At 43.8% G+C, this 20,861-nt stretch carries 17 protein-coding genes; 5 read left to right on the top strand and 12 right to left on the bottom strand.

Annotated elements, in window-relative coordinates; translation table 11 throughout:
• Positions 1 to 41: 41 nt before the first annotated feature.
• Positions 42 to 2,081, top strand: a complete 2,040-nt coding sequence (locus tag F3I09_RS25075; RefSeq protein ID WP_223233382.1) for a beta-galactosidase — start codon at positions 42 to 44, stop codon at positions 2,079 to 2,081.
• 27 nt (positions 2,082 to 2,108) lie between these two features.
• A complete protein-coding gene (locus F3I09_RS25070) occupies positions 2,109 to 3,701 on the top strand; it encodes a glycoside hydrolase (RefSeq protein WP_149697800.1) in 1,593 nt (530 codons plus the stop codon).
• 167 nt (positions 3,702 to 3,868) lie between these two features.
• Here F3I09_RS25070 and F3I09_RS25065 read toward each other — a convergent pair whose 3' ends face one another.
• From F3I09_RS25065 to F3I09_RS25055, 3 genes are all read right to left on the bottom strand, one after another.
• Positions 3,869 to 6,937 carry a beta-L-arabinofuranosidase domain-containing protein gene (locus tag F3I09_RS25065; RefSeq protein ID WP_149697799.1) on the bottom strand — a complete coding sequence of 1,023 codons (3,069 nt, stop codon included), beginning with the start codon at positions 6,935 to 6,937 and terminating at the stop codon, positions 3,869 to 3,871.
• 374 nt (positions 6,938 to 7,311) lie between these two features.
• Positions 7,312 to 7,851, bottom strand: a complete 540-nt coding sequence (locus tag F3I09_RS25060) for an NUDIX hydrolase (RefSeq protein ID WP_149697798.1) — start codon at positions 7,849 to 7,851, stop codon at positions 7,312 to 7,314.
• Between the two features lie 536 nt (positions 7,852 to 8,387).
• Entirely contained in the window at positions 8,388 to 8,762 is a 375-nt protein-coding gene (locus F3I09_RS25055; RefSeq protein WP_149697797.1) for a hypothetical protein, read from the bottom strand.
• A gap of 426 nt (positions 8,763 to 9,188) precedes the next feature.
• Between F3I09_RS25055 and F3I09_RS25050 the strand changes: the two genes are divergently transcribed.
• Positions 9,189 to 9,509 carry a cupin domain-containing protein gene (locus tag F3I09_RS25050; RefSeq protein ID WP_149697796.1) on the top strand — a complete coding sequence of 107 codons (321 nt, stop codon included), beginning with the start codon at positions 9,189 to 9,191 and terminating at the stop codon, positions 9,507 to 9,509.
• A 55-nt stretch (positions 9,510 to 9,564) separates the two neighbouring features.
• On the opposite strand, the gene F3I09_RS25045 is transcribed toward F3I09_RS25050, so the two are convergent.
• Positions 9,565 to 10,119, bottom strand: coding sequence for a GNAT family N-acetyltransferase (locus F3I09_RS25045; RefSeq protein WP_149697795.1), 555 nt, complete (start codon positions 10,117 to 10,119; stop codon positions 9,565 to 9,567).
• A 59-nt stretch (positions 10,120 to 10,178) separates the two neighbouring features.
• The gene (locus F3I09_RS25040; protein ID WP_149697794.1) at positions 10,179 to 11,258 is read right to left on the bottom strand and encodes an alpha/beta hydrolase family protein; all 1,080 of its coding nucleotides are present in this window, start codon (positions 11,256 to 11,258) and stop codon (positions 10,179 to 10,181) included.
• A gap of 285 nt (positions 11,259 to 11,543) precedes the next feature.
• Here F3I09_RS25040 and F3I09_RS25035 point away from each other — a divergent pair, with 285 nt between their 5' ends.
• A complete protein-coding gene (locus F3I09_RS25035) occupies positions 11,544 to 11,837 on the top strand; it encodes a helix-hairpin-helix domain-containing protein (RefSeq protein ID WP_149697793.1) in 294 nt (97 codons plus the stop codon).
• A 51-nt stretch (positions 11,838 to 11,888) separates the two neighbouring features.
• Here F3I09_RS25035 and F3I09_RS25030 read toward each other — a convergent pair whose 3' ends face one another.
• From F3I09_RS25030 to F3I09_RS25005, 7 genes are all read right to left on the bottom strand, one after another.
• On the bottom strand, positions 11,889 to 13,958 hold the full coding sequence (locus tag F3I09_RS25030; protein ID WP_149697792.1) for a hypothetical protein: 2,070 nt from the start codon (positions 13,956 to 13,958) through the stop codon (positions 11,889 to 11,891).
• A 248-nt stretch (positions 13,959 to 14,206) separates the two neighbouring features.
• Positions 14,207 to 14,638, bottom strand: coding sequence for a cupin domain-containing protein (locus F3I09_RS25025; protein ID WP_149697791.1), 432 nt, complete (start codon positions 14,636 to 14,638; stop codon positions 14,207 to 14,209).
• A 458-nt stretch (positions 14,639 to 15,096) separates the two neighbouring features.
• A complete protein-coding gene (locus F3I09_RS25020; RefSeq protein WP_223233381.1) occupies positions 15,097 to 15,591 on the bottom strand; it encodes a thioredoxin family protein in 495 nt (164 codons plus the stop codon).
• 259 nt (positions 15,592 to 15,850) lie between these two features.
• Entirely contained in the window at positions 15,851 to 16,006 is a 156-nt protein-coding gene (locus F3I09_RS34210; protein WP_188133951.1) for a hypothetical protein, read from the bottom strand.
• Complete coding sequence (locus F3I09_RS25015) at positions 16,006 to 17,208, bottom strand: serine hydrolase (RefSeq protein WP_188133950.1); 1,203 nt, start codon at positions 17,206 to 17,208, stop codon at positions 16,006 to 16,008. The genes F3I09_RS34210 and F3I09_RS25015 overlap by 1 nt, the downstream gene beginning before the upstream one ends.
• 224 nt (positions 17,209 to 17,432) lie before the next feature.
• Entirely contained in the window at positions 17,433 to 18,626 is a 1,194-nt protein-coding gene (locus tag F3I09_RS25010; protein ID WP_223233380.1) for a HupE/UreJ family protein, read from the bottom strand.
• 178 nt (positions 18,627 to 18,804) lie between these two features.
• Positions 18,805 to 20,211 (bottom strand): DUF3500 domain-containing protein, encoded by a 1,407-nt coding sequence (locus F3I09_RS25005; RefSeq protein ID WP_223233379.1) that lies wholly within the window; start codon positions 20,209 to 20,211, stop codon positions 18,805 to 18,807.
• Positions 20,212 to 20,536: 325 nt separating this feature from the next.
• Between F3I09_RS25005 and F3I09_RS25000 the strand changes: the two genes are divergently transcribed.
• The gene (locus tag F3I09_RS25000) at positions 20,537 to 20,860 is read left to right on the top strand and encodes a helix-turn-helix transcriptional regulator (RefSeq protein WP_149697787.1); all 324 of its coding nucleotides are present in this window, start codon (positions 20,537 to 20,539) and stop codon (positions 20,858 to 20,860) included.
• The last annotated feature ends 1 nt before the right edge of the window (position 20,861 follow it).

The following is a 20,861-nucleotide window of genomic DNA, read 5'->3' as shown; positions in this document are numbered from 1 at the left end:
AACGCTCAATACTTATTTTAATAACAATTTTAATCTCAGGATTGAATGCAACCGCGCAGGTGGGCAATCGCTTTTTTCCTGAGAAGGATCTCGCTACGACCGGCATCTATTATTATCCCGAGCATTGGAACGAAAACCAATGGGAACGTGATATTAAAAAAATTGCCAGTATGGGCTATGAGTTTGTTCACCTGGCTGAATTTGCCTGGTTTAAAATGGAACCCGAGCCAGGTAAATTTGAATTTACCTGGCTCGACAAGGTGATAAGCCTTTGCACTAAATACAATTTGAAGGTGTTGATGTGTACTCCTTCCGCAACCACACCGGCCTGGATGAGGACTAATTATACGGAAACTTTTGTTATGGACGGGCATTATATTCGTGGAGAACATGGCACGCGAGGATTAGGGTCCATTGTAAATCCAACCTATCGTGGCTTCGTAGAAAAAATTGTAACAGAGATGGCCAGGCGTTATGGGCAGAACAGGAATGTGATTGGCTGGCAACTCGATAACGAGCCGGATGCCAAGCCGGATTACAGCCCTTCTTCACAGGATGCATTCAGGCAGTGGTTAAAGAACAAATACAAAACAATTGCTGCTTTAAATGAAGCTTGGGGAGCTGCCTTCTGGAGTCAGTGGTATAATGATTTCGATCAGATCATTATACCCAATACTACCCTGGTGGGATGGTGGGGAAATAATCCTCATGCATTGCTCGACTTTAAAAGATACGCAGCAGATGCCCAGGCAGAATTTCTCGATTTTCAGGCAACAGTATTACGCAGTTCCATTTCGAAGGACCAGTTTGTCACGACGAATTACACAGCTGTTTCCACAGGCGCTGATTCCCGGCGGACAAAAAAACTTGATTTTGCAACTTATACAGCGTACCCTAATGGAGGTAGCGACAACATCGGAGATCTTGGATTCCGGTTGGGGAATAGCAGCGTCATTCTGTTTGCCGCTGAATATTATAAATCAGTTGGAGGAGTCTCCGGCGTGATGGAAATTCAACCCGGTCCGGTAAACTGGGGCACTTATAATCCCTTGCTATTACTGGGTACTGTGCGTATGTGGCTATACCACACCTTTGCAGCGGGCGGAAAGCTGGCCTGTTCTTACCGGTTCCGGCAGATCAATTACAGTGCAGAACAATACCATGCCGGCGTCATAAAGACAGATGGGACAACACCTTCACAAGGTGGTGAAGACTATATGCAATTTATGAAGGAAATAGCAGCACTCAGGAAACAATACAAACCTGGTGTTACTATGCCTGAAAGATTAAATGCGCGGTCAACAGCAATTATATGGAACCTGGAAAATTACTGGACTATTGACCGGCAAAAGCAGACTTCACAATGGAATACCTGGAATTACCCGATTAAATTCCTGGAAATAGCAAAATCATTTGGCGCCCCTGTGGATCTGATCCCGGAAACAGCTGATTTGTCGAAATACAAATTTGTGATTATCCCGGCATACGAAATGGTGGATAGTGGTGTAGTTAAAAAATGGCGTGAATATGCAGCTAATGGCGGGCACCTGATTATTACCTGCCGTACCGCAACCAAAGATCGTATGGGACACTTCTGGGAAGCTGAATGGGCCGCTCCCATATCCGGACTGATAGGCGCGCAGGTGAAAGCAACCGATATGCTTCCAGGTAACGCCAAGGGAGATATCCTTATGGGATCGACCCATTACAGCTGGAACAACTGGGCCGATTTACTGATGCCTGATAAAAACACGGAAACCCTTGCTGTATTTGATAACCAGTTTTATAAAGGAGAAGTAGCGGTAACGAAACATAAGGTTGGTAAAGGCACTGTTACCTATATCGGTGTGGATACAGATGATGCTAAACTGGAAGCGGACATACTGAAAAAGATTTATACCGGAGCAGGTGTTACCATTGAAAATTATCCGCCAGGAATATATGTTTACTGGCGGGATGGGTTTTATGTGGCAGTAAACTATTCTTCGGATAGCTATGCTATGAATATAAGTGAAACAGCCAGGATCCTGGTGGGGGAAAAAGTACTGAAACCCGCTGGAGTGTTGGTCTGGAGTGAATAATTATAAGAAAGGTAAATATACTTAAAGATGACAAGAGTTTTATTTCTATTGATACCGATGCTTTTTCCCATTTCCGAAACACTGGTTGCTCAAACAGCAAAACAGAAGAAGCCAACCATCCAGGAACGGGTCATCGACATTGACTTCAACAAAACATCGGGAAAGCTGAACACTATGTTTAATGAGTGCGTTGGTGCGGGCCGCGCCAATGAAGGACTTCGGGCGGACTGGCAGCAACAGCTTGCATATGTAAGAAAAGAATGTGGTTTCAGGTATATCCGTATGCATGGCCTTTTAACGGATGATATGGCTGTATATACAGTAGATGGTAAGGGGAACCCGGTCTACAACTACATGTACATTGATGTTTTAGTAGATTTTTTACAAAGCATTGGCATGAAGCCCTTCGTTGAGCTGGGGTTTATGCCTTCTGCACTGGCAAGTGGTCAGAAAACGATCTTCTGGTGGCGAGGTAATGTAACTCCTCCGAAGAACTACGAAAAGTGGGGTGCGTTGGTAAAAGACCTCACCCGGCATTTTACAGAGCGTTACGGCGCAGAAGAAGTAAAAACATGGTATTTTGAAGTATGGAACGAACCTAATCTGGATGGCTTCTGGGCAGGGACCCAGGACGACTACTTCAAACTGTATACTTACAGTGCTAAGGCGATTAAAAGTGTTAACCCGTCTTATCGCGTCGGCGGGCCCGGAACCGCCGGAGCTGCCTGGGAGCCCGAAATGATTGCATACTGTCATAAAAATAATGTGCCTATAGATTTTATCAGTACCCATGCCTATGGTGTAAAGCAAGGGTATCTTGATGAATTTGGCAATTCAGGTACAGTGCTGGATAAAAATCCAATGAGCGTCAGCGGTGATGTTCTTCAATCGCGAAGGGAAATCGCCAGTTCTCCAATGCCCGACCTTGAACTTCATTACACCGAATGGAGCGCATCTTATACCCCTGCAGACCCCATCCATGACAGCTACCACGAAGCAGCCTATGTGTTGCAGAAACTGAAACAAGTGGGGAAGGCCGCTAACTCAATGTCGTATTGGGTTTTTACCGATATATTCGAAGAGCCAGGTCCACGGTTTACTCCTTTTCATGGCGGCTTCGGAATGCTGAATACGCAGGGTATTAACAAACCGGTATTCTACGCTTATCAGTTTTTGAACAGGCTTGGAAGTATTGAATTGGTAAATAGTGATTCTACATCATGGGTATGCAGAGATTCCACAGGAAATATTCAGGTACTGGCCTGGGATTTTACCAATACACATCCAGGAGATTCCGTACATAATCAACAATATTATATCCGCGATCTCCCTTCCAAACCCAAAGGGAAATTAAAGATCAATATTGGGGATGTACCTGATGGCACCTATGCACTTGAAATATATAAAGTAGGCTACCATTGCAACGATGCATATTCCAGTTATCTCGCCATGGGAAAACCGGCGCAGCTAAACAAACAGCAGGTGGATCAAATTAAGAAGCAAAACGACGGCTCACCACTTTCCAGGGAGATTATTACGATTCAAAGTAAAGTGGCTTTTTCAAAGGAACTTGAAATTCAGGAAAATGATGTCTTTTTTCTGAACCTGATTAAACTTTAAAAAATGAAAAACGCCTTTGCGTTGCTTGCATCAAAGACCGGAGGCTTTTTGCAAGCTCGCTTATTTGAATTTTATTGTTCATAAATGTTTGGTAGATGTACGTACATTAAATAGGGTCCGCTACTTCGCGAAGTAACGGACCCTATTTAACGTTTTGGTCTCAAGCACTATTTTAACTTAACATCCAGGTAAACAGAATGCCGCCCGTATGTTTCATAAAATGGTTTAAAAACTACACCATCAATTGTGAATTGTAACTGCTGAGGATCCCCTTTAATGGACTTGCCTATATCTCCAGCATCCAGGTTTATTTTACGCCATTCTTTTCTTGCTTCGGGCTCCTGAGCGGCCAGCAATATCGGTCCATAAAACAGACTGGCTATGTTCTGTTGATCCATAACCGGATCAAGGTGAAACTGGAAGGGCATTCTCAATTCTATAATATCACCATCCTGCCATTTGCGGCTTATTTTCAGGTAACTGCCTGGCTTAGCCTGAAGCGCTTGTTCTTTACCGTTGATCTTCACGAAGAAGCCTTTGGTAGCCCAACCCGGTACACGCACATTGATATCAAATTTTCCATTACCCTTAATAGTCAGACGGGTGTTGTCTTCCTTTGGAAAATTAGTTGTCTGCTCCACAGTTACCTGTCTCTCGGTCCATTGCAGCGTCGAGGGTATGTATAGATTGACATAAAGCGCCTGGTCATCTTTACTTTTAAAGTAAATTGAATTTTGCAGCTTGGTATTACTCTCTATTGCGGTACCGTTACAACACGTAAAGCCTGTCATATCCGGATTGCCAAATTGTTTGATAGACCCTGGTCTGAGCGGTACGTGGTAGGTATTGGCTGGATTATCTTTAGCTACGGAAGCAAGAATGTGGTTGTACAATGCACGCTCGTAATAGTCCATTAACTCTGCCCGCTGATCGTAGAGGAACAGGTCACTGGTCAATTTCAGCATATTGTATGTGGCACAGGTTTCGTTCTGTCCTCCGGAAGAGAAGCCGTTTTCATACAATGTTGCCGGCTGACTAATAAAGCATTCCGCATTCGCGGGATTACGTGCGCCTGCAACTCCTCCTATGCTGTACATATAATCATTGACAGCCTTATACCAGAAGTTGTCAGCAATTTTGTAATATTCCGGATTATTGGAGGCCCGGTACATTTCGATACTACCTATAATTTGAGGTATATGTTGATTGGCATGCAGACCACGGAAAATATCTACATTTTTGGCCAGTCCATGTGAATGTGCAGTATCGCCAAAGAACACTCTGATATTATCAAATAATTGTGCTGTTTTCAGGTATTTCGGCTCACCAGTAAGCCGGTACAGACGGGCCATTGCCTCATTCATGCCACCGTACTCTCCGGCAATGTATGTATTCCACATCTTTATGAGTGTATCCTTTGGTAACCGGCTTAAGCGGGCATATACCCAATCACTCATGCCGGTAGCTATTTCAAGGGCTTTTTTATTACCGCTCACTTCATACACATCCATTAAGCCGGCCAAAATTTTATGCAAGGTATAGTACGGCGCCCAAACCTGGTTCTTCTGTCCTCCGTACTTGGCTCCGTTTTCCAACATGATAAACTGATCCGGAGGATAAGCGCTGATGAATCCTTTTCCCCAGTTCCAATAATCGGTACGGATGCCCTCATCGCTCAGATCCGAATCATAATTTGACTTTCCGGGACCGTGTGGCACGGCTGTCGGATCGGACACATAGGTGGCGCCTGCTTCTTTCGGCCTTCCGGATAATTGTGACAACGTGTAGAGGGTATTTACCATATACTCCATTTTTTCGGAGAAATTAGCCTGAAGTGCCTTGTCATATCCTGTGCTGGCATAGGCTTGTGCAATTGCCGTAAGATAGTGACCTGTAGCATGTCCTCTTAATTTGGTGTCCTTACTGTCCCAGACGTCCAGCGGCTTTGTACCTTCAGGTTGTTTCTGGCCAAAGGCATGGCGGAACATATAGAGGAAGGAGTTGGGATCAGTTGTAGCCAATGTTCTGATAAACTTATCGCGATTTTCGATAAATTGGGTTTCGTGGCCATGAGAATCCGTTTTTAAAGAAACCTCGCCCAGATCAAACGTGGCCAGCTTTAAACCTGGTGTAGCTGATTTGCCTGACTTTTTTACTGTGACGAATGCCTTTGGTTGAAAATCCGTTCCTGCAACATGCCCCGTAACAGTATAGCGTCCGGGGGTGAGAACAGCGCTATTGTCGATTGCAGAAGGCCACAGCACACGTACCTTTGGACCTTTCATATTATTCCGGTAAGTTCCCTGTACGTAACTTGGTAGTCGTGGCAAATTTCCTGCTTCTGTTTCCACTTCCACATCGGATACATGAACTAAATAAGTATTATACAGCTGTGCTTCGTTTTGAGAAAAGTGGGGAAGATCGTCTTCACGCTTACCCGTTGTATTCACTGAACCCTCATTGATGCCTCTCTGGGAATTGTTATAAATTCCGGCAATCTGCCTTTCACTCAGGGCAACGCGGTAAATACGGAAATCGTGTATCATGGCGTTGAGATAGGGATCTCCCGGCAATAACGACTTTCCGATATAAAGGAGTTTTTTCCCTCCTGCCTGCTGACCAAACGTCTCTGTTAACTCAGATGGAATGTCTTTGGTTTCACCAACAGGTTTACTATCGACATAGGTAATCATAGATTTTGAAGGAACATCTATCACTATGGCAAGATGAACCCACTTGTTCACTTCTATAGCCGGAGAAACCGCTCCGTTTTTATTACCTTTTTCCGCTGTTATCAACGCCTGGTAGCCTTCCTGGGTACTTGTTCCAACGGGGGCCGCAAAAAAATGTTTGTTGGTATCCTCTCCGAAATCAAAAAAACGTTGGCCCGGTTGCTTTGAACGCAGGTATATCCATCCTGATATACTGAGCGATTCTATATCTGATAATACTTCTCCCGGGATCGTAACAAACGCGTTGTTCGTTCCAGGAAGTGACAATACCTTTCCAAACCGGTCGTCATTAACAAATTTGACTTCATCGCCCTGGAATTTGGCGTGCAAATTATTTCGGGACCAATCTTTGAGATTTCCGTTAAACACATAGCGTGCAATCATTTCTGTTTCTCCGATTCCATCCAATATCTGGTCTCCGTTTTGAGCCTGAGCGGTGTTAACACCCTGGATCAAAACAGCCACAAACAAGATGAGACGCACGAATACTTTGTTCATTTTCATATTTGCATAATTTTCCTGGATAACTCCTATATCTATCTATTTATAAAGCCACATTTTTAGCGGCTAAATATTTATAAATCAATATATTTAGATAGATAATTCGTTATTTGATAATTCTCTATGAAACTATGAAGAATCCCTACATTCCCATAAGCCTATTTTAGCGGATAATCAAATGATATTAACTTGTTTCCTATCCGAACCCAAGGAGAAATTATAAAAGTTTACTATTTATAATCGGGGCACTGATTTCTTATGATGCTTTTTTTATAAAAAAAGCCACCCTTGGATGGGGCGAAGGGCTGCAATCCTGGTGAATGTCCTCAATGGGCCCAATGGCCTAAAGGCCGTAGCGACAGAGCTACAGCCGCAGGTCAATTCATCTTATAGAAATCTGATATGATTTCATATCTCCAGCCTTCTGAGGGAAATACTCTGAAAGCACCGCCCCAAACTATTTGTGGTGCAGAGAGCACCTGCTTGATTATTGCGCTGGAATTAGGATATGGGATTGTTTTTAAACCTGCTGATATCGGAAACCATTTTACCTCCTCAATTCCTGGACCCGGCTCAGGCTGTCCCTTATCCAATTTCGCGGTATAGTAGCTGAAAATCATCGGATACTTTCGGTCATTCATATAATAGGTGAATAGCCCTGCGAGTTTTGGCTGTTTGATGTTGATCCCAAGCCTGGCTGCGAGATCACTAAGGAATTCATTTATGGGCTTAACCACGGTACTATCACCATATTCAGCACCTGGAACTTCCCAGTTGCCTTTCCATTTGATCAGGAGGAATTCATCGTGTTCATTGGTAACCAATAGCTTAAATCTATTGATCACTGTGGGCGCCTGTTGTGGCTTTGCCACGGTGCAGGTTAGTAGGAGAAATGTTATAAGTGTAATAGCTTTCATCGTTGTAAGTGGGATTTCAATGTTTATCTTAAAATCAATTAGGTCTTTGTTTTTGTATTACGCTTCTATATCACTTTTTCTTGCAATAACCGGACTGCAGGCATAGATTTTCCTGAAGAGCTAAGGTTGTTTGCCTGTACAGCTTTGGTACTTTTATTTTCGATAGTTATGGGCATATGGATTGGGTTAAAATGGCTATTGCAATATACAGTAACTTTTTACTTTACATAGGTCTTTTAAATTCTCATAATTTATTTTGCTACGCCGTTATGTGTCTTCTGACCGACAATGGAAGGGGCAAAGGTCCCATCATGTTTCGTTATAATTGCCTGCGATCAAAACGGAGGCAATAGCGAAAGGTGAAATGATTCAGTAAAGCATAAGGCTTGTTTACTTAATAGAGTGCATTATTTAGAAAAGGTTACAACAGGATACAAATATTACTTCACCATTTCTGCTGTTCAATATTCTGTACTGCCGTAATTTAAAGTGGAAGTAACAGAACAAGCCTACAATTTTAGGCTTGTTCTGTTGAGTTAGTCGCGCACGATTGATGATTCTTTGACAACCTGCCATCTTCCGGATAGATATTCCCAAATTACAGTTAAGAACTTTCTACTCGGTTTACCATTAAGTTCCAATTCGCGGGTAATCACCACCATACCCATATTTTCATCGCATACAGCGTAATGAAATTCGGTTTTGGTGGAAAGTGGTTCGAGATTCGAATTCTTGTTTCCCTGCACAAATGCAACGAGCTGTGCCTTGTTCATGGTTTCTGCCACGCCTTCCTTATCAACATTAACTATCAGGAAATTTTCTGCATAGACTTCCTTAACGTAAGGCACATCAAAATGCGTAGCGTGATAGATGAGATCTTTAGTTAATTCAATTAATTCTTGACTGTTCATCTTTTAATTTTTAAAGATTAGTATTCTGTTTTTCTATTTCCCTGGATACATACTAACAATGGCCTGCCTACTGGTTAATGGTATTTTTTAACGTTGGCGAATGCACGAGGAATTGCAATACCTATGCCTGTGTTTAACTTGTTGTTAATCAATTTTTTATTTTCTTGTTGGTGATTGATTTTCGCTTTATATCGCTAAAGCTGAAGTTAGAGTACGAAATAAAGAGAATCCAGCCACGGCTAACCGGCGAAATTCTCTGTGTATAAAGAATGGGTTGATGAATATGCTGAACAGTTGACTGCGTTCCGGGATGAAGGCAAAGTATCTAATGGAATGGTTTCCCAACGACTGATAGCTGCAAGAAATAAATTAGTGGTTAATCCGGCCCATTTTATATAACTTATAGCACTAAATGGAACATTCATCATGATAAATTTGGATGACATTATCGCCCATGAGATCATACCCGGCTTTTCTGCGAAATTTATTCACACGCCTTCTCTGACACTAAGTTACTGGGATGTGAAAAAAGGAGCGGTGCTTCCGAATCACAAACACGTTCATGAGCAGGTAACACAGGTTGAGGAAGGAGAATTTGAATTAACGGTTGACGGTCAAACGAAGGTGTACACCAAAGGGATGGTGGCTCTTATACCTTCGTGGGTAGAGCATAGCGGTGTTGCACTTACAGATTGTAAGATATTTGATATTTTTACCCCAGTGAGAGAGGATTATAAGGCGATTTGATCCCGGATATCCTGGAGCGTCGATAACGGGGCTTCATTATAAGGATTCGACAATTCTATGCTGTTCGTTCCAGCATGTAGACATATTCCATGCCATCTGTTTCATCCATCACTTCATCTACTTTGATAAAGCCAAAAGACTGAACAAGTGCTAATGATGGCAAATTTTTCGGTGAAACTGAAGCAATGAAACGGCGTACGGAGAAACTCTCTGTAGCCCAGTTAATCATACCCAGGACAGCCTCACGTGCATATCCAGTTCTTCTATAGTCTGAAAAGATCCGATATCCCAGTTCTACCGCTCCTGTCATATAGGGCTTGTCTCTATGAAAATCCGGGCTGGTGTGGAAACGTATCAAACCAATCATTTTCATTTCGCTTTTTAGTATGATAGCCCTGGATGCCCATGGCTTATATTCCCGATCTTCCTGTAGTTGGCGGTAGTCGTTTTGAAGGCTGCTAAGTTTGTCAAGGAATTCTCCGGGAATAGCGGCATGCAACAACTGCTGAGCTGTTGTAAGGTTATTGTTAAGGCAAGCGTTGGCGACTTCATCTCCGAGTAACCGAAGTATCAGGCGTGATGTAATGATATCATTTAAAGCCTCAGGCATTGTTTTATTTTTTCTGTTTTGTTTACTTTATGGGAATGTACTTTTGAGTCTTACTTTCCTCATTTCTTTTTAATCTGTTCAAATGATAAATTCTCTGAAAAGAAACTCAGCATTTTCTTTCCGATCCTTTCGGCAACACGGTTAATGTGATCACCTTCATAAATTTCAAAGGAATGTTTGATGCTATATTTATTCAACTCGCTATCCAGTGTTTTAATGCTCTCTGCAATATTTGTATCTCTCGTTCCTGCATCAAAGCCAATAGCGGTCAGTCTTTTTATGTTGAAGATGTATTGATCCAGGTTATTCAATGGCCTGTTGGCATCCCATTTTTGTAAAACAGCTGGTTGCAGTTTTCCATCCTTTACCGGCAGATCAAGATAAAAAGGAGGATTTGTGGGATTGGGGGACCAGGCCGCTGCTGAAGCAAAGAGTATTCTTGTAAAGAAATCGGTTTTTTGCATTTCTTCTGTTGTTTTAATACTGTCTGCACGTAAAAAAGGCGGCGGTACGGTTTCCATAGGTATTGGAGAAGAATTCAGGCAGCAGGGGCTTAATAAATATACTGTTGAAAATACATCAGGATTCTTTTCCCCGATCCGCAAGGCACCATAACCACCCATTGAATGGCCGCACAAACCGCGGCTTTCCTTTTGAGCGATGGTGCGATAATGACTGTCGATATAGGCTACCAGTTCCTTTGCAACAAAATCTTCCCAGTTACCCGTTGTGATTGAATTGGAATACATGCTTCCCTGGAAAAGCGTATAAGCGTCCGGTGTAACTACAATCATTTCATGGGCAGCATCGCTGGTAAAAGCAGTATCTAAAATGGGCGGCAGCACCATCCAGTGTTTTGTAAATCCATAAAACTTTGCATCATCGTCGGTATAGCCATGGAGGAAGTAAACCACGGGATAACGTTTTGTTGAATTGGTTTGATAACTTGCCGGCAGATACACTGATACATAACGATTGGCACTGTCGTGACTGAGATTTCCTTCCAGCAGATTGCCGTGAACCTTTATTCGTTTAACAGCGCCCTTTGAAATATGTTTTTCCTGGCCACATGCCTGTCCTGAGAACACCAGCAATGAGAAGATCAAAACAGCCGTGAAATGAAACGTACATTTTTTCATGACAGTAATTTTAGAACCGTTGGCTTAAGATAAGTGAAAAGGTTGATAAGAAGGATGCTGAGCGGGACAAATTTTAGTATATAATATCCGTATGGGATAGAATGCGGCTGGATACCCCCTGGAAGCCAGCATCTCCGGTTACGGAAGACGCTTCGTTCCCGGTTACCCCCGGGGGAAAGCTCACTGGTAACAGGCAGTAGCCGCGGCAAGGACGAGGGGCCGCTGGTATGTAATGAATCTAATCTTTAAATTACATACTTTTGAGCTAAATAATACTAATGGTAAATGACAAAGCAGGAAGCAATAAAAGACCTCATTCAAATTCCCGGAGTTGGTAAGTCTTTGGCTACTGACCTTTGGAATATTGGTATTACAAAAGTTTCCGACCTCAAAGAAAAAGATCCGGAATTGCTTTATGACCTTTCGAATCGTTTTGCCGGTGTAGTTCAGGACCGCTGTGTATTATATGTTTTCAGATGTGCGGTGTATTATGCCAACACACCAAAAGAACAATATGAAGCAGAAAAATTGAAATGGTGGAATTGGAAAGATAAGTTATCGAATGCGGCAGGTAAGTAAGTTGCTCAACGCTTTACAAACCTGAATGGTACTAACGCTTCTGATAGCACGTCACAGTAACCAGAACGTCTGACTGAATGCTCCATTGGCAGCAACATCCCAGGCCTCCACACGAACCCATTTTCTGCCACTTAGCTTAACAGGAAATTGGAAACTTTTTTCGCCGAAGACGGTTGTATTATTCAGCGGGATTCTTTCACGGTATACTTTTTCACCATCTCCGGAAATGATCTCAACAAAGTTCATCGGGAAAGTCCATCGTAATTTCAGGTCGATAGCGGCAAGCCCATTAGCCGGAAGTTGAAAACTATCTCCCGAAATATGCCCGTTAATCTTCAGAAGAGGCATTAATACTTCTCCTGTGCTACCGAAGAATCGCCCATGCTGAATGGCGTCGAGAATGGGAAGCCAGCTATCTTTGTAAGCCGGAAGTTTATCGAGCATGAGATAGTTGACGTTCATGTGTGCATACATCTCGTTATGCTGCGTAACAGTGAACAGATCCGCTTCACAAATAACCGTCTTTTTCGTCCCCCAGTTGTTCATGTCGTCCATCAGATCGAGCACCCTTTTGCCGAGACGAGGCTGGGAAAGGTCTGCCGGCATGGCTTTCCAGGCGGCTCCCATAAAACGGTCGGATAAAAAGAAGGCTTCGTGTTTGTAGCTATCGGGAGTACTAACCGAGCCTTTAGTTCGTGGATGGGCTGTCCATGCAAGCCCCCGTTCGTCTTTGAGCAATCTGAGCATATCCTCCTTGTTACCGATATGATACACTTTCCCGTAGCCAGGTTTTTCTTCCACATAGGGTTGGCCGGGTTTACGGGACATTACCCAGTATACCGGCCGTGGAAAGAAATCCAGCCAATGGCCGCCGAAGAATTCATTGGGTTCCTCACCTGGCAGCAATAGAAATTTGTTATCTGATTGCTTTTCGCATAATTCAAAAAGTGCTTTTAACTGCGGCAGGCGTTTTTCATCTGGTCCATGGGGATCGGCGGTATAATGGAATTCTGCGAGATGTACAATGTCTACGCCCAGGTTCCTGAACACTTTTACGAACTCAGGATGTGCCGGTACCGGTTGTCCGGCCATCATGACCTTCATCACAAACTCATTATGAAAGTGGCTGGACATTGTCTTGAAGCCAGGCAATTCAACATATCTGTCATTGTGCGTGAACGCTTTCAGTGCAGAAAACGCTGCTGCATCTTTATCCTTACTGAGCAGGCAAAAGAAATTAAGGCGTTGTTGGGTGCCGGGAGGAGCATTGAACCATGGAACGAAGCGTTTATCTCCTTCCAGTTCCTGGCGTATGCCTATACCGTAACCTTTGACCATCTGGCGGTATTGATTGCCATACCAGGTAAAATTCAGGTTGAATGCTTCATCCAGCGGGTAGAAATATTGATGCGGAGGAGGAAAGACCACCATAGTGCCCTGTTTCCCGGATGCCGCAATAGCCCTGTATTTTACGGCCAGCGTACTCGCTGTATCCCTGGAAATGACCTGTGCCTGTTGTAAGCTGTCTCCTGTATTCATCCACGAAATACGCTGCCAGTCTGTTTCCGTACTTACTATCCCAGCGTCGAACACAATAGCCTTCGCTTGTGCTGTTGTGCTGATTACAGCGGCTATATTGAACAGCGGACTTCCATTATAGAAGGTGACTTCCAGCGTGCCGGAAAACGTTTCCGCCGAGATAGGTCCTATACTGACTATAGTACGGCTACCTTCGGTTCTCACTGACACTGACGTTTTCTTTAGTGTCAGTGGATAACTTTGATGCGGTTTCCCAGGTACCTTATCGAAGAATATATTCCAGCCATTCTGTGAGGCCAGGTCCCTTTTACCGACGGTCATCAGAAATGCAGGGTCTACACCTGCTGTGATCTGTTGCTGGCCCAGAGATATAGTTTTAAAGAGCGGCCGGGAAGGAGAGAGGTCAAACACTAGCTTGCCTTTGAGTGAATTGCCAGCCGGCCAGCTGATCTCCAGTGATTGTCCCTCTTGTGTAATCAAAGCACCGTTTGTCTGTTTATAGTCTTTCATGTCTACTTTTACCTGTGCAGAGGTAAAAACGGTCATGAACAAAGGGATTGCGGTTAATATGAGGAATTTCATGCAGTGGATTTATGTTCTCAATATAAGTCATCGGTAAGTTATGCGCAAGTATAAGAAATGGCGCTATTCCGGAGGAATGCCGACAACACTGGCATTGAATATGCCCGAAGTCTTGCTAAACATCTGAGATATGCACCGCTTTGTGTGAGGTTTAAATGCCCGAAGCCTCCCATAAGGAAAAATTTTTCCCTGAGGAAGGCTTTGGTACATGTTCATGTCTGCTAAGGGCTACCTTGCCTGTAAAATTTTTACTTTTTAGCCTTTTCCGGAATGAGAACGGGGCTTCCTGTAGATCCCACGAAGAAGACTACCAATTTAGCTTCCTTGGTTTTGCTCAGATTTCTGGTCTGATTGTGAAGTCCACCTGGTTCTTCCCAGAAAACTTCTCCCTGTTTATAGACATGTTTCACTCCTTCAAATGTGGACTCTATTTCGCCTTCCAGCACGTATCCAACTGTTGCCATTGGGTGTCTGTGTGCATTGGAAACTTCGCCCGGTGCAAATCTCACCAGTACTACCTGCGCTTCATCTTTCTTGAGGCTGGCAGGGAGCTGTTTTGTGAAGAGGACCTTAGGCGGATATACCGTTACTTCTTTATCAGCATGTTCCTGATGTTGGGCTTTGACACCGAATGCGAATGCGGTGAGTAATACTGTAAGACTTAATGCAAACTTTTTCATAAAATTTGAGTTTAAAGATTTACTGCTCTTAAAGAGCTTGATTATATACCAGATTGGGATACCATTTTGGGTTAATAATACGCCCAATTCTACCGCTCATAAGGAGTAGAGGGCGACAATTAAACTAACATGGGAACCATTAAGAATATTCAGGGAGGATTGGTCAAAATGTATGCCCGTGGGAAAGAAGCATTGTGAGTTCAGGATTAGAAAAGAAGGTTATCCCCTTGAGAATTGCTACAGTAAACTGTTTTGAAGAAGTTGGGCTGGAATTGTTTTATGCTGTAAAGGGCTATTACTTCTGCTGATGCGCGGTCATCTATCACTGTATATCGTGAAATCGCGAGGCTTTTCACTGATATTCGCGAAGCCCTTACAGAATGGGGAAAAAACAGCCATCGGCTGCTGCAAATGTTTGCATGAAAGTGGTCAGCGTTGTTGAATTGTCCTGAGATCTGTCACGACACACCCGCGACTATAGGCGTTAAGGCTTCCAGCAATTCATGCTGAAGAGTTCTTCCCTTGTCATCATTATACCATTTCTGTAACAGCAATTTTATCTCTTCCACATCTCTCTCGTCTCCTTTCATTTGTTCAAAGAGTTCCTGATTCTCCTGAGGTCTTGGGCCCCATACCATCAGATCCTGATCTTCACTATTGCGTACTATCAGCTTTGGAATAGATTTGGATTTGCTCGCACCAGTCAGATAACTTTCTATGAGATAAGGTTCAGTATCTCGCAGTTGTATATCCAGCGTAATAAGCGGATTCATCTGGCTAAGCTTGCAGATGAAAGGTAAAATATGGGCAGCATCTCCACACCATGGCTCCGTGATTAATATCCAGTGCTGTGGTTGCTTTATCTGCATCACCAGGTTTATTAGATCTGCATTCAGTTCACCGGTTTTTAACCAGCGCTGCTGGCGAGTCCAATTTAGTTTAGCATAATTCATATACGCCGGCTTATCATACGGTGAAACGGTTATCTCTCCATTTAAAATAGATTGAAAATACCTGTCGTAATTTATAAAGTCCATTTTATTTAGCGTTGGATTGTTATCAGTGGACACAAAGATAACTCAAACTAAAAGTCAAACAGGTAGTTCATGGGAATTATGTGTATATTTTGAGGTTAGCCTCCCGGTATACCCTGTAACATTACACTCAATGTGGGACCAACATTAAGCTGCCGGGCGAGGCTTGGGCAAGATGTTACCAGGAAATATCTATCATAGCCACATTATTGTGACGGGAGGAGCTCACGGCAATTCCCTTCCCATAGCCTGGTAGGAAAGTGAATCCCTCCAGTTCATCTTCCCGTTCCATTCCTGGTGTCTCTGATTGCCGGAGCACCTCGATAAATAACATCAATGTTTTTGTTCTGAAGTTGCCGCCTCATATAATTCCCCAACAATTCGGGGTATCCCATCGGAAGGATTATTTTGAAAAGTGATCACTCCGGTTTTATTTGCCGGGTTGAAAAACATAAAAGTTTGAATACCGGGATCAAGGCCGGAATGTCCCCATAATTTCACCTTGCCATGTTGTTTGGTTTCAAATTCAGAGGTACGCCAGGTCAAGCCCTGCGCATTGTTCCCTTCAATTTGCAGGGTGAACATTTTGTCGATAGTTTCTTTCTTCAAGATCCGTTTGCCATTTAGTTCCCCGCCATTAAGAAGCGCGGCCAGATAAAGGGATATATCCCGCACACTGGTCCTGACCAGCCCATCAGGATAATTGGGGAAACTATATAAACACACAGGAATGTATGTACCGGTTTTAAACTCAGATTCGTTGGGGAAAAGCCTGGCAAAGGTCAGATAGTCCTTCCTGTTCTCTGTTGTAATGTAGGCATAGGGCCTGATGTAGTTGCCGGTATCGACCTCGCTGAGCATCCATCCGGTTTTATTCATACCTAAAGGCTGAAAGATATTCTTCTTACAATATAAATTGAATGGCTGTTTAGCTACCTTTTCGACGATCAATCCAAGTAGCCCGAATGCAACATTTGAGTATTGCCGTTTATCGCCTGGTGACCAGTTGCCGAAGCTATTTCCATCGTTATATTGCCTGCCATCAGAAACGAGGACACTATGGATCCAGTCATTCAGCGACTGGGTAGGGTCTCCGCAGGCATAACTCTCTTCATAGGCTTTGCTGTCAATTATAGACGAGGTATGAGTGAGTATCTGGAATATGGTGATTGGTTTATCCGGGTATTTCGGATTTCTGATCCTGAAATCCAGGTAGCTGTTGACATCGGCATTCAAATCAATTAATCCTTTCTCCCAGAGCTGCATAGTTGCAGTTGTTGTAAATGTTTTGGACACCGAACCAATGTTCATGATACCGTCGATACTCATGGCTTTTTTATTGGAGATATCGGCCAGTCCGTAAGCGTTGGACCATATCATTTTCCCGTCCTTCACAATGCAGGTCGCAAAGCCCGGAATATTCATTTCTGCCATAAATTTCTTTATGGACACGTCAACTGAATCATACGCTGACTGTGCCTTTACCTGCGTGACACAACAGGCCAGTACCAGCAGGTGAGTGAAAAGTTTTCTCATAGACAATAATATTACGAAGCTCTGAGCCAAACGCTGTGCCATGTATATAACTGTCTTTATTTCAAGCCCTTATTTTGTTTTTTCGATAGTGTAAACGTTCGTTTATGAACAGGTACTGTATATATCAGAACAGTTTGTGATAAACTCATGCCGCTTTCTTTCAGAAAAAACTGAGAAAACTACTTTAAGCTGGCAGTGAACTGCCGGGTTTCCTGCCCCCGGAGTCAGCCTTTGGATGGGAATTGAGACACCCCGGCTTGCTTTTGTTTAGGCCATACAGATACGACGACTGCTAACAAAGCGATACCAGCTATTATCCATTTACCCAGACCTGCTATCTGTTCTACCATCGTTGAAAAAGGGTTTGCACGTTGCAGATACCGTTGTGACATCCAGGCGATAGCTGCTACCGCCGCAAATACAGCACCGGTGATGCGGATGTACCTGTACATATCTTTCCTGCTCAGGATGATCAGCCAGGGAACGCTGATACCGATCACAAATAACTGCATCAATTCAATGCCGATATTAAAACCAAGGATACTGAGCACCATTGGCCCGGTGTCCAAGTGGAGGTTGGATAATGTAGCTGCAAACGCCAATCCATGGATAAGGCCGAAACCAGCAGCCACAAACATTTCTTTTCCCGGGAACAAAGGACGTAGAGCATGAACAGCAGAGACCAGGATTGAAAATGCAATCAGGATTTCCACCGGTTGTGAAGGCAGTCTCACCCAGCCCAAGGCGCCAAGCAGTAAAGTCAGCGAATGTCCTATTGTAAACGCTGTGACAATGCGTAGCAGGTGAAGGATACTATAGCGCGTGCCGCCAAATCCATTCCATTCCTTATTTCTCACTAATAAAGTGGCTGGTAATAATAATACCAGCAAAAACATCAGATGATCCGTCCCTTCTGCGATATGGCGTGCGCCGAGCCTGACCATGCTTGTGAAACCGGTCCACCAGCTTCCCTTATCCAGATTGATGTGTAAAGGAGGGATGGTATTATCCTGTAGATTCCAGCCAATAGCCTGCGCCTCCGCTGTAGCCTCTTCAATGTTGCCATTTTCCCAGTCGCTCCGGATCGATACTAAGGCGGCATGATTCATCACCTGATGTATCACGGCATCATAATCTAAATAGAAATTGCGTGTATTTGTAGCGTTCTCCGGGATCAACATAACCGAGGCATTCACTTCCCAATACGCCACATTGCTTTCAGGATATCTACCCTGATCCATTTTCAGGCCGGTGATGGTTACCTTCCAGGGTTTATCCTTTGTTGCATATGCATGAATATGTGCCAGGAGGTATTCTCTTAGTTGTGGTTCTTCCTGCGCCAGAAAAGCCTCCGGATTTTTAGAGATACCCGGTTTGAAGGAGAGCTCCAGTTCTGTCAGCGGGATTTGCACCTCCATCACGACTTTTTTCGGACTGACATCCAAAAAAATAAGACTGTTAGGTGATGGATGTGCGATAGCTATAATAGGAAGTCCTGCGAAGAGAACCAGCGCTAAGCTTAGGAAAAACAGCCGCCCCTTTTGGAGGGACTGGCTGTTTTTGAAATAATCATTATCAAACATGACTGATGCAAGTTTATAATCCGATATAATCCCTGTTATGATCACGCATTACGGTGTGATAGTGAATTTGTCCGGAGATCACGACACCATTCTGGCATACAAACTCGATCCAGACACTGGGACCATCTATGCGAACGTAATCGGTATTCGTAGTAAAGAATGAACTGGCACTTCCGGAGGTACCCGCTGTATTGGCAGAATAGCACACATAGGTATTGGCCAGTTCACCCTGGTAAGTAGCCAGGTAGGCAGCCGCGGTTGTCGGATCCAGATCGTTGACCCATGCTGCGATAGCGGTCAGTACTTTAGTTTGAACAGTACTGCTGAGCGTACTTACCTGAATCCCCTGTTTGGTTGAAGGGAATGTGTTGGTAGTCGAACCAGGCACCATCAGGCAGTCGGAGAAGGTTGTTGAAATTTTCGCTGTAGCAAGTTCACTTGTGCTGAAGGATGACAGCATATCACGCATTGCGTCCAATTCTGAAGACATCGGGCTTGTATACGTAGTGCCATTTACTGTAAAGGAACCATGCGGCTCAACAGCTTCGTGCAGTGGCGTAATACTGGTTACGACGCCATTATCATAGGTGATGTTCTGCGCATAGTGGTGGCCACCGAACTGCAGCATCCATTTACCCGTAGTGCTGGGTGTACCCAGGAAAGCAATTACATAGTTACCTGAGCTATATCCTGAGGCGCTTTGTCCAAGGTAATCGTCCGCAGCGCGAATTGTCTGCCACTCCTCATAGCCCTCATTTGTTGCGGTACCGGAGGCCGCCTGAATGAGGGCCAGCGCCGCTGTCTGTTGTGCGCTGGTTAAACTGCTGAACAATAATCCATTACGGCAGGATAGAGCACATGGCAGATTTGACCAGCGTTTTGCATTTGTAAGGTTTAAGGTCAGTACAACCTGGGATTGCTGAGAGGTAGTCAGTGTTGTTAAGAAGGTATTTGCCAGACATACGATTTTGGATATACCAGTTAAAGAATCGCAGGATGTTGAAGCTTCCGATCCCACAACAAGTGAAAGCGTGCAACTCTGCCCACCGAAGCTGATAGCAAAAGAAGCAGTGCCGGTAGCCGTTGGTGTGCCACTAATGGCATACGTCAGATTACCCGCGCCACTTTCCAGCGTGCCTGCCTGCAGCGTGGCTGTCAGGCCTGATACACCCGTTGACGAGATCTGAGTACCGGTACTGTATGTAACGCCATTGCCTCCGGTGTAGGAAACAGTGGCTGTTCCGGTATATGCTACATTAACGGTAGCTGTACCAGAGAACGTGGCGCTTGAACAAGTCAATGCAGAAATGGAAGTGCTGGTTGAACCCGAGCTGGAATCATCTTTTTTACAGGAAATAGTTACAACTATTGCTGTGAATAGAATCAATGAAGCGAGCAGGATCGTTGGTTTCATTTTCATACTAATCGTTTTAGAGTAAAATCATGGTTAGTTCCGGGACTGCCATGATCATAGAGGATACTGTTTAGTAGAGAATGGTAAAAAGCCCTGAAGTTTAAGGTTTTAAGGAAGTTTTGAGGTGAATGTGGGAATTGTTGCGGTCAACTGATAAGTCCTTATTATATTATCACTGCAATATCCACTTTCCCCGAATGGGCGCCAGCTGGCAGGGCTATTTATGTATCATATTCATAATCAGCCTTATCTTATCTTTTTATAAAATTTCTCAGAAAAAATTTGTGTAGCTAAATAGCTACACTTATATTTGTAGTCAAATAGCTACATAATGAATCTGAGAAGAGATGTTTTCCAGGCGATAGCAGACCCAACGAGAAGGGCCATACTCCTGTTACTTGCTTCACAGTCAATGACAGCAGGTGCAATAGCTGCAAACTTTGACACGGCAAGGCCAACAGTTTCAAAACACTTACAAATACTCACCGAGTGCGAATTGCTGCAGCAAGAGCAAAACGGTAGAGAAATTCACTATCATATTAATGCCAAAAAAATGAAAGAAGTAGCAGACTTTATCGAACCTTTCCGCAATATGTGGGACGACAGATTTAACAAACTGGAAGATGTGATGAAAAAATACAAATCAAATAAATAAA

Origin of the sequence: Chitinophaga sp. CF418 (genome assembly GCF_900142925.1) — a bacterium.
Classification (GTDB): domain Bacteria; phylum Bacteroidota; class Bacteroidia; order Chitinophagales; family Chitinophagaceae; genus Chitinophaga.
This window is presented reverse-complemented; position numbering and strand designations above follow the sequence as displayed.